Raw genomic sequence first — 14,151 nt, 5'->3', positions numbered from 1 at the left:
CTTTTTCTTCAGTTGGTTGTTGCGGTGTTTGCCGGCGCGATCACTTCGCCGACTTCAAGATAAATCAGGGCCATGCCCAGTTCGCGGGTGTCGCCGCCCATGCCCAATTGTTGCGGCGAGACGGCGTGCGGCACGTCGATCACCAGCGTGTGTTGCAGGCCGTCGCTGCGCAGGCGGAACGTGTGCTCGCTCAGCTGGCCCGACAGGGTGAACGGGCGCGCCTGGTCGCCCACGCGCAGCGTGAAGCGCTGGCCGGCGTTGGGGCCGAAGGCGCTGGCGTTGAGGAACACCGTCATGTCGCGCGGCAAGGGTTTGGTGAAATGCAATACCACGCGCTTGCCGTTGGACCAGCTGCCCCACGGTTCGCGCTCGGCCAGGCCTTCGAAGCCGCTCAGCGTGTCGTCGCGCTCGGGCAGGCAGAACATCACCTGCCGCGCCACCCGCGACGGCGGCAGCACAGTCAGAGTATAGTCGTTTGTCACCACCTGCGGCGCCAGTTCGGGCGGCAGCGCATGCTGGCCGATCACCATCAGGTGGCCCAGGCCGCGCGGCAGCAGGCTGGCCTCGACCGGGGTGCCCGGCGCCACCGGCATGATCCGGGTGGCGGCGCGGTCGACGTGGAACAGCGCGCGCGGCAGGCCGGCACCCTCGTCGCCGAGCAGCAGCATGGCGTCGCGCTGGTGCGGGGCGAGCTGGCGCGCGGCGACGCCGGCGCGGTCATAGGCGTCGGGCGCCGCCGCCTGCGCCAGGCGCTCGTGGGTGGTGATCTCGGCGCGCAGCGCGAAGGCCGGCAGCAGCAGCCACAGGAAGGCCGCGCGGCCCAGCCGCGGGCGCCAGTACCAGGCCGCGACGGCCGCCAGCTGCAGCCCCGCCAGCAGGTGGAAGATGTTGCGCTCGCCGGTCGCGCTGGCCAGCTCCGGGCCGTCGACATAGGAGAGTTGGTAGGTCGGCAGCAGCTTGAGCGTGGCGTAGCACAGCAGCGCGCCGGCGGCCAGCGCCAGCGCCAGGCGCACGCGCGGCGCCAGCGGCGCGGCCAGCAGCGGCGAGGCGGCGGCGATCGCCAGCAGCGGGAACACGAAGTCGTAATAGCGCAGGTGCAGGCGCACGCCCTCGAGCGGGCCGGCGTCGGCGATCGACGCCGTATAGGCCACCGTCATGCCCAGCGCCGCACCCAAGGTCAGCACGGTGTAGACCAGCGCGGCGCGCCCGTCGCGTCCGGCGGCGTCGCGCGCCGGCCGCCCGGCGGCGGCCGCCGCCAGGGCCAGCAACGGCAGCGCGAACAGCAGCGTCAACGCCATCGCGTGGCCGCGCAGGTTCCACAGCGCCGGCGCCAGCAGCCGTTCCAGCACGGCGCCGTGCTTGTTGCCGGCGTGGCTGCCGTAGAAGCTGCCCAGCAGGTCCAGTCCGGCCGGCCCGGCCAGCAGCCAGCCCAGCGCGAACTTGACCGCGAGCATGGTCGCGGCCAGCGCCAGCGCGCAGCGCACGCCGGCCGCCGGGCGGGCGTCGCGCCAGCCGCGCCACAGCGCGTGGACGACCAGCGCCGGCAGCAGGAACAGCGCATGCACCTTGACCAGGCTCATCAGGCCGAGCAGCAGGCCGGTCACCAGGCCGCCGCGCAGGCCGATGCCGCCGATCTCGGCCAGCACCGCCCAGCTCAGCACCCAGAAGCACAGGAAATACATCGATTCCGGCATGAAGTAGGCGGTGTACGAATTGGCGCCGCTGAGCACGCCGGCCAGGGCCACCGCCATCGCCGCGTCGCGCCCGGTCACCGGCCGCGCCACCAGGTAGATGAAGGGCGCGGCCAGCACGAACAGCGCGGCGTTGCCCAGCCGGGCGCAGCCGAGGAAGGCGTCGCCGCAGGCCGAGGTGGCGCCGAACAGCTTGAGGTACAGGTACGACGGCAAGGTGCTCTCGGCCAGCGGCAGCAGCCGCGCGAACTGGCTGTAGAGCCATTCGTCGGCGAACACCATCGGCAGCGGGCCGCGGTTGCGCAGCACCATGTACACGAACACGGCCAGCAGCGCGGCGCCGAACGCGAGGTGGGCGCGGCGCCCGCCGCCGAGCGATGGGGGGGATGTGGTCATACGGCCTTTCCGGAGGTGAACACCCAGTGCTTGCCCAGCAGGTAACCGTTGACGGCGACGATCGGCAGCGAGACCAGCTTGCCGGCCAGCGCGCCGCCGCCCAGGCGCAGCGACAGCGCCACCACGGCCAGCGTGAGCAGGTAGTTGACGAGCACCAGGCACAGGTAGCGCAGGAAGCTGGCGCGGCTGGCGTGGCTGAAGGTGACGCGGGCGTGGAAGGTGTAGTTGACCAGGAAGCCGGCGGCGAAGCCGACGCTGGTGGCCAGCAGCTCGGCCATGCCGCCGGCGATCAGCAATTGCATGACGGCGACGTCGAACGCGGCGCTGAGCACGCCGCCGAGCAGGTAGACGAGGAACTGGGCGCGCGCGCGCGGCGCCGACGGCGCGGGCTTAAGCACGGCGGAACCCCGTCATGCGGTGGATCGCGCGGCGCGGCACCGAGGCGATGTCGTACGCCAGGAACGCCAGCACCAGTTGCGCGCCCATCAGCACGGGCAGCGCCGACAGCATCACGGTGCCGGGCGCCGTGGCCACGCCGGCCTTGGCCGAGGCGATCCAATGGAAGAGGCCGTACACGGTGCCCCAGCCCAGCAGCGCCAGGCCGACCGGCAGCTCGACCGAGGCCAGCGACATATTGCGCAGATAGTAGTTGTAGAAGATGCGCTTGCCGAAGTTGCGCGCGTGCTTGAACAGGAATTCGCTGACGATCTTCGAGATTTTCAGGTTGCTGACCTCGTCGCCGTAGCTGGCGTCCATCGGCACGTCGACCGCCACCGCGTTGAGCGTGTTGAGGCGGAACAGCATGTCGGTCTCGAAGAAGTAGCGCTTGCTGATCTTGTCGAACGGCAGGTGGCGCGCGGCGTCGGCGTGGATCGCCGTGTAACCGTTGGTCGGATCGAACAGGTCCCAGTAGCCCGACGACAGCTTGGTCATCAGCGACAGCACGGCGTTGCCGAACAGGCGCATCGCCGGCATCCGGCGGATCTGCTCGAGGTCGAAGAAGCGGTTGCCCTTGGCGTAGTCGGCCTCGCCGTTGACGATGGGGGCGACGAAGCGCGGGATCAGCGCCGGATCCATCTGGCCGTCGCCGTCGACCTTGACGATCACGTCCATGCCGTCGGCGATGGCGGCCCGGTAGCCGCTCATGACGGCGCCGCCCACGCCCTGGTTGTCGGCGTGTTCGATGACCCGCACGCGCGGATCGGCGCACTGCGCGCGCACCAGCGCGCCGGAGCCGTCCGGGCAGCGGTCGTCGACCACGTAGACGCGCGCCACCTCCGGTCCGATGCCGGCCAGCACGCCCAGAATGTGGCGCGTGACGCGGTAACTCGGGATCACCACGGCGACGCGGGCCGCTGCGCGCCCGTTCATGGCGCGCCCGTGGTCGACGGCGCCAGCTGGCGGTGCCAGCGCGCCTGCGTGAGCGTTTGCACCAGTTGCGCGGTGCTGTCCTTCCAGGTCAGCCACGGCAGCGCCGCCGACTGCGGCGCGCGGCCCTCGGCGTGCAGCGCCAGCCATTGCGCCAGCGTGGCCGCCAGCGCGCCGGCGTCGGCGGCGTCGAAGTAGTAGGCGTGCTCGCCGCCCACTTCCCTGAACACCGGCAGGTTGCGGGCGATGATCGGCAGGCCGTGCTGGGCCGCCTCGATCAGCGGCAGGCCGAAGCCCTCGCCGACCGAGGCGGCCAGCAGCGCGGCGCACGCGCGGTACAGCTTGAGCAGCATCTCGTCGGACACGCCGGCCAGCCAGAACAGGCGCCGTTCGCGCTCCGGGTGCGTGCGCAGTTTTTCGGCCAGCGCCTCCATCATCCAGCCCTGCTTGCCGACGACGACGAGGTTGGCGTCGACGCCCTGGCGCCACAGCAGCTCGAACGCCTCGAGCGCCTGCGCCTGGCCCTTGCGCGGCTCGAGCGTGCCCACCATCAGCAGGCTGGGGCGCGCGGCGACGGCCGCCAGCACCTGTTCGGCGTTGTCGGGCAGGCCGAAGCTCGGCGCGCTGGCGTCGATGTCGGCGCCGAGGTGGAAGTAGCCCAGCCGCAGCGGGTCGGGGCGGGCGCGGTTCGGGCGCGCGGCCAGCCAGTCGTGCAGCTCGTCGGCGACGGCGCGCGAGATGCACACCAGGCCGTCGGCGACCTCGCCGATGGTGTCGAGGTAGTCGGCGAAATAGCCTTCGGCGCCGAGCGGGAACACGTCCGGGCGCAGCACCGGCAGCAGGTCGTAGACGACGAAATACACTTGCACGCCGTGGCGGCGCATGTCGCGCAGGCGGCGCCGGTTTTGCGCGGTGCCGTTGGTAAACAGGTCGAGCCCGAGGAACATGTCGCCGGCGCGCACCTCGAGCGGCGCGTCCTCCAGCGCCATCGGCTCGCAGCCGAGCATGGCCAGGGTGTAGGCGCGGGCGTAGCGGTAGGGGCGGTTGCCGCCGTCGCTGTAGACCGGTTCGATGCGGTAGCCGGCCGGCGGCGCCTCGATCAGGCCCAGCACGATGCTGCGCACGACGCGCTGGATGCCTGTTTTGAGGTCGCTTTGCACCAGCGCCGAGATATCGACGAACAGCTGGCGCGGCGCGCGCGGCAGGCGGTTGGCGGCGATCGCCTCGGCGGTGCGGGTCAGCTCGGCGTCGCCGGGCGCCGGCAGCCGGCGCAGCGCCTCGACCAGCGCCGCGTAGTGGCTGCGCGGGCTGGCCGCGGTGAGCGCCTCGATGGCGTCGCGGAACAGCGGGCCGACCTGTTGCGGCGCGTGGTGGGCGGCCATGTGGGCGCGCGCCCGCGCGGCCAGCGCGGCGCGCGCGCCGGCGTCGGCGTGCAGGCCGGCCAGGGCGTCGCCCAGCTCGCCGCTGCCGCACTCGTCGGCCAGCCGCACCAACACGTCCGCCGGCAGGTCGGCGCTCGAGCCGTGCGCGTTGACCACGGTCGGCAGGCCGTACAGCAGGCAGTCGAGCACCGAGGCCGAGGTCTCGCCGCGCGTCATGCTGCGCAGCTGGACGGCGGCGTCGGCGGCGGCCAGCCAGTCGGCGTATTGGCCGGCGCTGACGAAGCCGGTCACGCGCACGCGCCCGGCGGCCGCGCTGGCGGCGATCTTGCGGCCGATCTCGCGCCCGTACAGGCCGGGATCGGCGGCGCCGACGAACACCAGCCGGCAGCGCGGATCGGCGCCCAGCGGCGAGGCCAGGAAGGCGTCCAGCAGCAGGTCGTTGAGCTTGGTCACGCCCATCATGCCGAAGCTGCAGACGACGAACTCGTCGTCGGCCAGCCCGAGCGCGGCGCGGGCCTGGCCGCGCGCGGCGCCGGCCTGGTGGCCGGGCGGCAGGCCGCGGATCAGCGGCACCGTGCGCCACAGCGCGGCGTCGTCGCCGCCGTACCAGTGGCGCGCCAGGCGGCGCGAGAACTCGGAGTGGACGATGACGCCGGTGGCGTTGTCGAGCACCGCCTTGTTGCAGGGGAATTGCCAGATCGACGGGTTGCGGCCGTCGCGCCGGTGCGCCAACAGGCCGCTGTAGCCGTGCGACTCGTACAGCGCGCCGAGGAAGGCGTGCGGCAGGTAGCCGTCGCGCTCCATGTTGTCGAGCACGCCGCTGAGGAAGAAGTCGTGCAGCACCACCACGCCCGGATGGCGGCGCAGCAGTTCGAACATGTGCTGGTGCACGCCGTTGTTGCCGAAGTGGTAGAGCACGCGGTCGTACTGGCCGGCGTGGCGCTCGAACCAGTCGACGTCGCGCAGCGTGAAGCAGGCGCGCAGGCGTTCTTCGCACGCGTCCGGACGCTCGACGATCAATTCGATGTCGTAAAACTGTTCCAGCTGCGCCAGCAGTTCGACGCTGTAGTCGGCGATGCCCGATTGCTGCGGCGGCAGCGGCGACAGATAGGCCATGCGCGGCTTGGCGCGCGGCGCGGCCGGTACGGCCGGGGCCGTGGCCGCGCCGGCCCGCAGCAGGGCCGCCAGCAAGGCCTCGGCGTGGTCGGCGACGACCACCTCGACGCCGGGCGCGGCCGCGCGCAGGGCATCGGCGGTGGCCGCGTCGGGCGCCGTCAGCAGGCGCGCCTGGCGCAGCGCCTGCTGTTGGCGGTAGAACGGCGCGCCGGCCTGGCCGGCGCCGGCCGGCGGCGCGGCCAGCGCGGCGGCCGCATCGACCGTGTAGGCCGACGGCACGGCGCCGACGCAGACGGCCGGCGCGCCGGCGCGGTCGAAGGCGCCCGGCGTCCACACCAGGTCGGCGCGCAGGTCGGCCAGCATGGTCTCGCGCAGCGCCTCGGCGGCGCGCTGGCTCCAGGCGCCGTCGCCGGCGGGGGCGTCGAACACGTGCAGCCGCCCGGCCGGCAGCAGCGGCGCGAACGCCAGGCGCAGCGCGTCGATGGCGTCGGCGTGGCGCGCGTGCAGCAGGATCAGGATGGTGTGGTCGGCGGCCAGTCGCGCCAGGCTTTGCGCCATGGCCAGGGTGGCCGCCGGGTCGGCGGCGGCGCCGTTCTGGCAAGCCTGCAAGTCGATAACGATACGCATGGTGGGGATCAGGAAGTGGAACGGGAGCGCTGCAGGTCGGCCAGCACTTGGCGCGCCGACTGCGGCAGATGGGCCAGCGCCGGCGGCACGCCGGGCTGCGCCGGCGCCGGCGCCATGGTGCCGCGCAGGCGCGCGTACCAGCCCATGGCGCGCGCGTCGAGCGCCGGGAAGCGGCGCAGCACGGCCAGCGCCGCGCGCCGCACGAGCGGGCGCGCGGCCAGCGCGACGACGCCGCGGCGCAGCGCGCGGCGCAGCTTCGGCGCCACCGCCCCGGCCCGGCTGTAGCGGTCGGCCAGGCGCAGCGGCTTGGTCAGCCGCCACGACCAGCTGGCGTGGGTGGCGTTCAGGCTGCTTTCGAGCTCGCGCGCCCAGGCCGCCGTCTCGCGGCGGCTGATCTCGGCCGCGTCGGCGTGGTCCTGGACCGTCTTGCTGGCGCGCTCGGCCTCGCGCAGCGCCTGCTCGGCGGCGTGGAACTGTTCCTGCGCCTGCGCGGTCTGGGCGCGCGCGTCGGCCAGCAGCGCGCGCGCCTGGGCCAGCTCGGCGGCGGCGGCGGCGATCCGGCCCTCGGCATCGGCCTCGGCGGCGGCGGCGCGGCCCTCGGCGGCGGCGGCGGCCAGCTCGGCGGCGGTGGCGCGGCGCCACGCCTTGTCCAGGTGGTGGCTGATGTAGTCGTCGAAGACGTTGGGCTGCACGCCCAGCGCGGCCAGCAGTTCCGGATGCTCGTCGGCCACGTAGTAGCGGTTCAGGCCGTCGAAGTGGGCGAACTGGTAGCCGTGCGGCGTGACCAGCGGCTCCCAGCTGGCGTGGTTGGTTTCGCGGCTGTTGGGCAGGGTCGCCTCGATCACCAGCAGCCACGGGCGCCAGCGCCGCAGGTCCATGCCGCGCAGCACCTCGCCCTCGAAGCCCTCGACGTCGATCTTGAGGAAATGGATCTCGGCCGGCGCGTGCTCGGCGCAGATGCCGGCCAGGGTGCGCAGCGGCACCTCGGTCTCGACCACGGCGATGCCGTCGGCGCGGTGGGCGCTGGCGGTGGCGGCGTCGGTCGAGGCCCAGCCGTTGACGGCCGGCGTGTCGAACAGCGTGATGCTGCCCTCGGCGGCGCCGCAGGCGACGGCCAGGTTGATGTCGCGCGGGCGCTCGCGCAGGAACACCTCGTGGTAGGAGGGCATCGGCTCGATGTTGATGCCGTGCCAGCCGGCGTCGTAGAACGCCTTGGTGACCGAGTGCTCCTCGGGATCGTTGGCGCCGACGTCGATGTAGAATCCGGCCGGCAGGTGCTTGAGCGCGCGCCACAGCAGCACGTCTTCGGCGTTTTGGGCGTAGGAGATAAAGCTCATGGGTGGGAAATTTCTATCGACGGGTCGAGGAAGGCCGAGCCCTCGAAATGGGGACGGCGCATATTGACCACGGTAAACACCAGCGCCAGGTCGCGCCACTCGTAGTTGTTGACCAGATGGGTGTCGGTGCTGACGATGGCGGTGGCCACCGAATACGTGCCGGCGCCGAGGTTCATCGGGAAGCGGAAGCGGTAGACCACCCGGCGGCCGGCGTCGACGTGCTCGAGCGGCATCTGTTTGAGGTCGGTGTTGGTGCCGTACATGGTCTGGCCCAGGCGGTCCTTGATCATGTAGCCGAGCACCATGCGCGGGATGGCCGCGCGGGTGGACACGGTCACCTCCAGCGTGACCTCGGCGCCGACGTCGACCACCTCCACCGGCGCGCCGGCGGCGTCGAGCAGGGCGATCGCGCTGACGGTCGCCTCGCCGGTGCCGGAGATGGTCTGGACCTTGCCGTCGTCGAGCGCGGCCACCTGCACGGTGGCGTTCTCGCGCTCGGCGATCAGGGCGTTGTAGTAGTCCATGATCTCCTCGGGCGGCCCCTGGCGCGCCAGGCGCCCGCCGTCGAGCAGGATGGCGCGGTCGCACACCGACTGGATCGCCTGCTTGTCGTGCGACACCAGCAGCAGCGTGGTGCCGGCCGCGCGGTACTGGCGGATGCGCTCGAAGCTCTTGTGCTGGAAATAGGTGTCGCCCACCGACAGCGCCTCGTCGACGATGAGGATGTCGGGGCGGCGCGCGGTGGCCACGCTGAAGGCCAGGCGCATCTGCATGCCGCTCGAATACACGCGCACCGGCTGGTCGATGTAGTCGCCGATCTCGGCGAACGCCTCGATCGCGGGCATCAGCGCGGCGATCTCGTCGAGGCGCAGGCCCAGCAGCTGGCCGGCCATGACCACGTTCTGGCGGCCGCTGAAGTCCGGATGGAAGCCCATGCCCAGCTCCAGCAGCGCGGCCACGCGCCCCTCCATGTGGACGGCGCCGGCGCTCGGCTGCGAGGTGCCGGTGATGAGCTTGAGCAGGGTGCTCTTGCCGGCGCCGTTGACGCCGATCAGGCCGACGGCCTCGCCGGCGGCGACCTGGAAGTCGATGTCGCGCAGGATCCACTTGACCTGGTGGCGCGGGCCGCGGAACGGCAGCAGCCATTCCCACAGCCGCGACCAGCGGGTGGGGTAGAGCTTGTAGGCCTTGCCCAGCTTGCTAACGGTGATCGCGCCCATCAGAGTTCATCCACCATTTCGCCGGCGCGCTTGCGGAACAGGCGCATGCCCAGCGCGCACAGCAGCAGCGCGGCGACGGCGGCCGGCAGCAGGGCGGCCCAGTCCGGCGCCTTGCCCGTCAGCAGCACGGTTTGCCACGACTGGATCACCGCCGCCATCGGATTCCACGCCAGCAGCGGGCGCAGCTCGGCCGGCAGGATCGAGGCCGGATAGACGATGGGCGTGAACCAGAACCAGAACTGGATGAAAATCTGGAAGAACTGGCCGATGTCGCGGAAAAACACGTTGAGCACGCCCAGCACCAGGCCCAGGCCGATGGCCAGCGCCACCTGCAGCGCCAGCAGCGGCAGCAGCAGCACGAACACGGCGCCGGGAAACTGCCCGGTGGCGACCAGGAACGCGGTGAACAGGCCGAAGATGATGCCGAAGTTGGTCAGCGCGTTGAGCACCACGATCACGGGCAGGCAGATGCGCGGGAAGCTGATCTTCTTGAGCAGGTTGGCCTGCTCGAGGAACATGTTTTGCGCGCGCGTGGTGATTTCGGCGAACAGGCCCCAGGCCAGCACGCCGGCGCACAGGTAGATGCTGTAGCCGTAGCGGCTGGCGTCGCCGGGCAGGCGGCTGTGCATGACTTGCGAGAAGATCAGCGTGTAGACCAGGATCATCGCCAGCGGGTTGAGCACGGTCCACAGCCCTCCCAGCATGGTGTTGCGGTACTTGGACTGGAACTCCCTTTGCACGCTGCCCAGCACGAATCCGCGGCTGTGCCAGAGGGCACGCAGCATCGCGCTCATGCGCGGCGCGGGCGGGCGCCCGGAAACGTGGGGTGGAGGAGAAAAATCATAGCTGCCTGTCGTGGTGAGCGCGCGATTATACCCTATCGGCGCGGCACTTTTGCCATGTTCGTAACACATTGTTACGCCAGGGGCGCGCCCGGAGCCGGCCCTAGCCGGCCGTTTTGCCCAGTTGCCGCAAGGTGGCCAGGTCCAGGATCAGCAGCCGGTGGGCGTCCTTGCGCACCACGCCCTGCTGCGCCAGGGTCAGCAGCGCGCGGGTGACGGTCTCGCGGCTGGTGTTGATCATGTTGGCGATATCCTGGTGGGTCGGCAGGTTCTCGACCACGTCCTCGCCGTTGCTGTGGCTGTGCTGCAGCAGCAGGAAGTTGTAGATGCGCCGGGTGGTGTTGTTGATGCTGAGCAGGGCGCGGAACTCCGAGTCGCGCTGGATCTTCTGGGCCAGGTGGCGCAGCATCTGCTGGGCCACCCACGGCGAGTGGGAGAACAGGTGCATGGCCGTCGGCGCCGGCAGGAAGGCCACCAGCACGTCGTTGGTGGCCACCACCGACGCCGAGCGGGTCGAATTGTTGATCAGCGCGATCTCGCCGAAAAAGTCGCCCGGCACCAGCATGCGCAGGCCGATGGCGCGCCCGTCCTCGGTGATGTCGACCACCTGCAGCTGGCCGGCCAGCAGGAACAGCAGGCCGTCGCCGCTGCCGCCCTTGTGCAGCACCACCTCGCGCTTGGCGTAGCCGCGGATGCGGATGTCGGCCTTGACCTTGGTCATTTCGTCCTCGGTCAGTTGCGACAGCAACGGGATCTTGCGCAGGTGGATGTGCAGGTCGGGCGGGCGCGCCGCCGGCTCGGGCACGGCGGCGTCCTGGGGCGGCAAGTTGGCGTCGGTGTTCTGCATGGATGGCGGGCGGGGTTGTTCTCTTCGGTGTCGGGGTGGCGCGGCCGGCGCCGGCGGCCGGGGGGCGCGCACGGCGCCCGGTCGATTCACGGGCTCAGCCACTGCCAGCTTAGCTGCAATTGGCGGTCATTGTACTGAAAGATCGAAATGTTTTCCTTGTTTTGGGTGCGCCGCGCCTCGAGCAGCAGGTTCTGGTTGGCGCCCAGCGGGTAGGTCAGGGTGACGCGCCAGGCCTGGGTGGCCTGGCGCCGCACCGTGTCGATCAGCCCGGGGGAGTAGGCGCTCTGGCTGCGCCAGGTCTGGCGCGTGTAGCCCACTTCGCCCGTGGCCTGCGCCGGCAGCAACTGGCGCCACTGCAGCGCGAGCAGCTTGCCGTGGCGGTCGCCGCCGGGCCGGTCCTCGCTGGCGCGGTCGTTCAGCAAGCCCAGGCTGGCGCTGGCGTAGTGGTTGCCGCTGCGGTAGACCAGCCTGCCGCGCACCTCGGCCGTGTTGCCGCGGAAGTTGGCCAGCGTGGTGTAGTCGACGTGCGTCAGGCCGGCGTGCAGCGACAGCTGCACGGTCTCGGGCAGCGGCAGCGGCGGCAGCAGCTGGCCCTGGAGCTGGGTTTGCCGCTGGTACAGCGCCCCGCCCAGCGTGGTCAGGCCGACGCTGGCGCTGGTGCGCAGCTTCCAGTCGCCGTGGCGCCACGGCGTGTCGACGCCGGCGAACAGCGCCGCGCTGTCGTAGGCACTCAGGCGGTCGTTGCGGCGGTCCTGGAATTGCACGAAGCCCTGGGTGCCGTTGGGCGTGAGGTCGCGGATGTAGTCGGCCGACAGCACCGAGTACTGGTCGTGCTTGGGCAGGAAGTCCGGCAGCAGCACCAGGCCGCCGTCGCCGCCGGGCGGTTGGTACAGCGCGCTGTCGGCGCCCTGGTTGACGTTCTGGTCGATGCCGCGGCTGAGCATGACGCTATACTGCGCGCGCGCGGTCCAGCCGGCGCAGCCGCCGGCGCGCGCCTGCGCGATCAGCGCCCCGATCTCCGGCGGCGGCGCGAAGCGCCGCTCGATCGCCTCGAACAGCCGCTCGGCCTCGGCGGCGCGGCCCAGCGCGCACTGGATCAGCGCCAGGTCCAGCCAGGCGCCGGCGTGCAGCGGCTCGCGCTCGATGACGCGCTGCAAGGTGTCGCTGGCGTCGTCGCGGCGGCCCTCGGCGATCGAGCGCAGCGCGTCGCGGTACATGTCCTGGGTGGTGTCGGCGTCGTCCTGGGCGCGCGCGCCCCCGGCCAGCAGCGCGGCGCCGAGCAACAGGGCGGCGGCGCGCACGCTCATGCGGACGGCGCCGCGGCGGCGGCGGTGGACGTGGCGGCGATGGTGAACAGGGCGGTGCTCTTTTCCTTGCCGCGCAGCAGGCGCTCGCCCAGCGGGATGAACTGGTGGCGGCGCGCGCGCGCCACCGTGCCGGCGCCGACGATGACGTCGTGCGGGAACTCGCGCGCGGCCTGCTCGAGCCGCGAGGCGGTGTTGACGCTGTCGCCGACGGCGGTATAGATGCTGCGGAAGCTGGTGCCGAAATCGCCGGCCATGGCCGGGCCGCTCTCGACGCCGATGCGCACCCGCAGCGGCGCGAAGCCGTCGCGTTCGCGGCTCTGGCTCAGCGCGCGCACCCGGCGCACGATCTCGGCGGCCGCCTCGAGCGCCAGGTCCGCGTGCTCGGCCTGCGGCAGCGGCGCGCCCCAGAACGCCACCAGGCCGTCGCCGGTGTATTTGTCGAGCGTGCCCTGCTGGTCGATGACGGGCCCGGTGAGGCAGGCCAGGAAGCTGCGCGTGAGCAGCGCGCCCTGTTCCACCGGCAGCGCCTCGACGTGGCCGGTATAGCCCTCCATGTCGGCGATCAGGGTGGTGACGTCGAGCTGGCGCGGCTTGAGCGGGTCGGCGATGTCCTGGCGCAGCAGCTGCTGCACCACCGACGGCGCCACGTACTGGCGCAAGGTGCCCAGCAGGTGGCGCGAGCGGCGCTGCGCCTGTTGCCACTGGTAGGGCACGGCCACCGTCAGCAGGAAGCCCAGCGTGGCCAAGGGGGCGGTGCTCACCAGCGCCGGGTCGTGCGGGACCAGCGCGTAGGCCAGCGCCAGCCACAGCGCGGCGGCGCCGGCCAGCAGGGCGACGCCGGCCGCCGCCGACAGCCGCGGCAGCGCCGCCATCACCAGCAGCGTGGCGGCGCCCGCGTACAGCGTGGCCAGCAGGCGGCCGGGCCACGGCGCCGGCGACGCGCCGGCCTGGTTGTCGAGCAGCGCCGACAGGATTTCCGCCTGCACGCCGAGGCCGGGCCGGTTCGCCGCCAGCGGCGTGGCGACGCGGTCGCCCAGTCCCAGCGCCGAGGAGCCCACCAGCGCCACCCGGCCGGCGGCGCCGTCGGCGGCGATGCGCTGGGCCAGGATGTCGGCGGCCGACACCACGGTGTAGGCGTTCCAGTCGCGCCGGTAGGGCACGCGCAGCACGGCGCCGTCCGGCGCGGGCGCCGGCGTGGCCGCGCAGCAGCCGCGCAGCAGCGCCAGCGCCAGCGCCGGATAGGCCCGGCCATCGAATTGGGTCAGCAGCGGCACCCGCCGCAACACGCCGTCGGCGTCGGGCACGTAGCCGATGTTGCCGACGTGTGGCGCGTCGCGCCAGCCCGGATGGTTGCCGATGTAGCCGCTCGCGGCCGGCAACCGGTCGCCGGGCGGCAGCGGCCCGGCGCCGGCCAGCAGGCCCTCGCGCAGCGGGGCCGGACGATGGGCGCCGTAGTCGAACGCCTGCGCCAGCACCAGCGGCGCGTGGGCGGCCAGCAGCGCCAGGCGGGTGTCGCCGTCGGCGTCGGCCGGGCGCGGCAGCACGATGTCGAGGCCGACGCCGCGCGCGCCATAGCTGGTGAGCAAGGTTTCAGCCAGGTCGGCCAGGCGCGCGCGCGGCCAGGGCCACGGCCCCAGTTCGGCCATGCTGGCCTCGTCGATGTCGACCACGAGGATGCGCGGTTCGGGGGCGGTGCTGACGCGCATGCGCAGGAAACTGTCGCGCAGCCATTCGTCGGCGAAAAAGGAATTCCCGGGCGAGCTGAGCCAATGCGAAGCCGGCGTCAGCAGCACCGCCGCCAGCGCGATGCCGCCGCGGGCGAACAGCGCGGGCGCTGGGCGGCGAAAGGAAAATCCCGAAAATGTCATCTATATAGTAAGAACGTCGCCGCGAGGCGGGCCGCTTCCGGGGGCGGATGCCGCCGGATCAAATGTTCGAGTATAGCTTAGTTGCCGCAGGAAACATAATCGTGGCCCCTTTGCTACAAAGTGTAACGCTAGCCTGAAGGAAATTGTTAT

The 14,151-nt window shown here is 72.0% G+C and carries 10 protein-coding genes; all 10 read right to left on the bottom strand.

The window, feature by feature from the left end:
- Positions 1-8: 8 nt before the first annotated feature.
- Entirely contained in the window at positions 9-2,087 is a 2,079-nt protein-coding gene (locus AC07P1_RS23165) for a DUF7024 domain-containing protein (RefSeq protein WP_494698056.1), read from the bottom strand.
- A complete protein-coding gene (locus tag AC07P1_RS23160) occupies positions 2,084-2,485 on the bottom strand; it encodes a GtrA family protein (RefSeq protein ID WP_494698055.1) in 402 nt (133 codons plus the stop codon). The genes AC07P1_RS23165 and AC07P1_RS23160 overlap by 4 nt, the downstream gene beginning before the upstream one ends.
- A complete protein-coding gene (locus AC07P1_RS23155; RefSeq protein WP_494698054.1) occupies positions 2,478-3,458 on the bottom strand; it encodes a glycosyltransferase family 2 protein in 981 nt (326 codons plus the stop codon). Before AC07P1_RS23155 ends, AC07P1_RS23160 begins: the two co-directional genes overlap by 8 nt.
- A complete protein-coding gene (locus AC07P1_RS23150; protein ID WP_494698053.1) occupies positions 3,455-6,580 on the bottom strand; it encodes a glycosyltransferase in 3,126 nt (1,041 codons plus the stop codon). Before AC07P1_RS23150 ends, AC07P1_RS23155 begins: the two co-directional genes overlap by 4 nt.
- 8 nt (positions 6,581-6,588) lie before the next feature.
- A complete protein-coding gene (locus AC07P1_RS23145) occupies positions 6,589-7,917 on the bottom strand; it encodes an FkbM family methyltransferase (RefSeq protein WP_494698052.1) in 1,329 nt (442 codons plus the stop codon).
- Positions 7,914-9,137, bottom strand: coding sequence for an ABC transporter ATP-binding protein (locus tag AC07P1_RS23140; RefSeq protein WP_494698051.1), 1,224 nt, complete (start codon positions 9,135-9,137; stop codon positions 7,914-7,916). The genes AC07P1_RS23145 and AC07P1_RS23140 overlap by 4 nt, the downstream gene beginning before the upstream one ends.
- Positions 9,137-9,931 carry an ABC transporter permease gene (locus AC07P1_RS23135; protein WP_494698050.1) on the bottom strand — a complete coding sequence of 265 codons (795 nt, stop codon included), beginning with the start codon at positions 9,929-9,931 and terminating at the stop codon, positions 9,137-9,139. Before AC07P1_RS23135 ends, AC07P1_RS23140 begins: the two co-directional genes overlap by 1 nt.
- Positions 9,932-10,082: 151 nt before the next feature.
- Positions 10,083-10,826 carry a Crp/Fnr family transcriptional regulator gene (locus AC07P1_RS23130; RefSeq protein ID WP_494698049.1) on the bottom strand — a complete coding sequence of 248 codons (744 nt, stop codon included), beginning with the start codon at positions 10,824-10,826 and terminating at the stop codon, positions 10,083-10,085.
- 86 nt (positions 10,827-10,912) lie between these two features.
- Entirely contained in the window at positions 10,913-12,133 is a 1,221-nt protein-coding gene (locus tag AC07P1_RS23125) for a tetratricopeptide repeat protein (protein ID WP_494698048.1), read from the bottom strand.
- A complete protein-coding gene (locus AC07P1_RS23120) occupies positions 12,130-14,001 on the bottom strand; it encodes a CHASE2 domain-containing protein (protein WP_494698047.1) in 1,872 nt (623 codons plus the stop codon). The genes AC07P1_RS23125 and AC07P1_RS23120 overlap by 4 nt, the downstream gene beginning before the upstream one ends.
- Positions 14,002-14,151: the final 150 nt, after the last annotated feature.

The organism is Duganella sp. GW821-FHT07F09, from assembly GCF_059418705.1.
Note: the sequence above shows the minus strand (reverse complement) of the source record. Positions and strands in the feature narration are given on the sequence as shown.

Coding starts and splice junctions, on each gene's coding strand:
- AC07P1_RS23165 (WP_494698056.1), bottom strand. CDS start 2,087: ATGACCACATCCCCCCCATCGCTCGGCGGCGGGCGCCGCGCCCACCTC.
- AC07P1_RS23155 (WP_494698054.1), bottom strand. CDS start 3,458: ATGAACGGGCGCGCAGCGGCCCGCGTCGCCGTGGTGATCCCGAGTTAC.
- AC07P1_RS23150 (WP_494698053.1), bottom strand. CDS start 6,580: ATGCGTATCGTTATCGACTTGCAGGCTTGCCAGAACGGCGCCGCCGCC.
- AC07P1_RS23145 (WP_494698052.1), bottom strand. CDS start 7,917: ATGAGCTTTATCTCCTACGCCCAAAACGCCGAAGACGTGCTGCTGTGG.
- AC07P1_RS23140 (WP_494698051.1), bottom strand. CDS start 9,137: ATGGGCGCGATCACCGTTAGCAAGCTGGGCAAGGCCTACAAGCTCTAC.
- AC07P1_RS23135 (WP_494698050.1), bottom strand. CDS start 9,931: ATGAGCGCGATGCTGCGTGCCCTCTGGCACAGCCGCGGATTCGTGCTG.
- AC07P1_RS23130 (WP_494698049.1), bottom strand. CDS start 10,826: ATGCAGAACACCGACGCCAACTTGCCGCCCCAGGACGCCGCCGTGCCC.
- AC07P1_RS23125 (WP_494698048.1), bottom strand. CDS start 12,133: ATGAGCGTGCGCGCCGCCGCCCTGTTGCTCGGCGCCGCGCTGCTGGCC.
- AC07P1_RS23120 (WP_494698047.1), bottom strand. CDS start 14,001: ATGACATTTTCGGGATTTTCCTTTCGCCGCCCAGCGCCCGCGCTGTTC.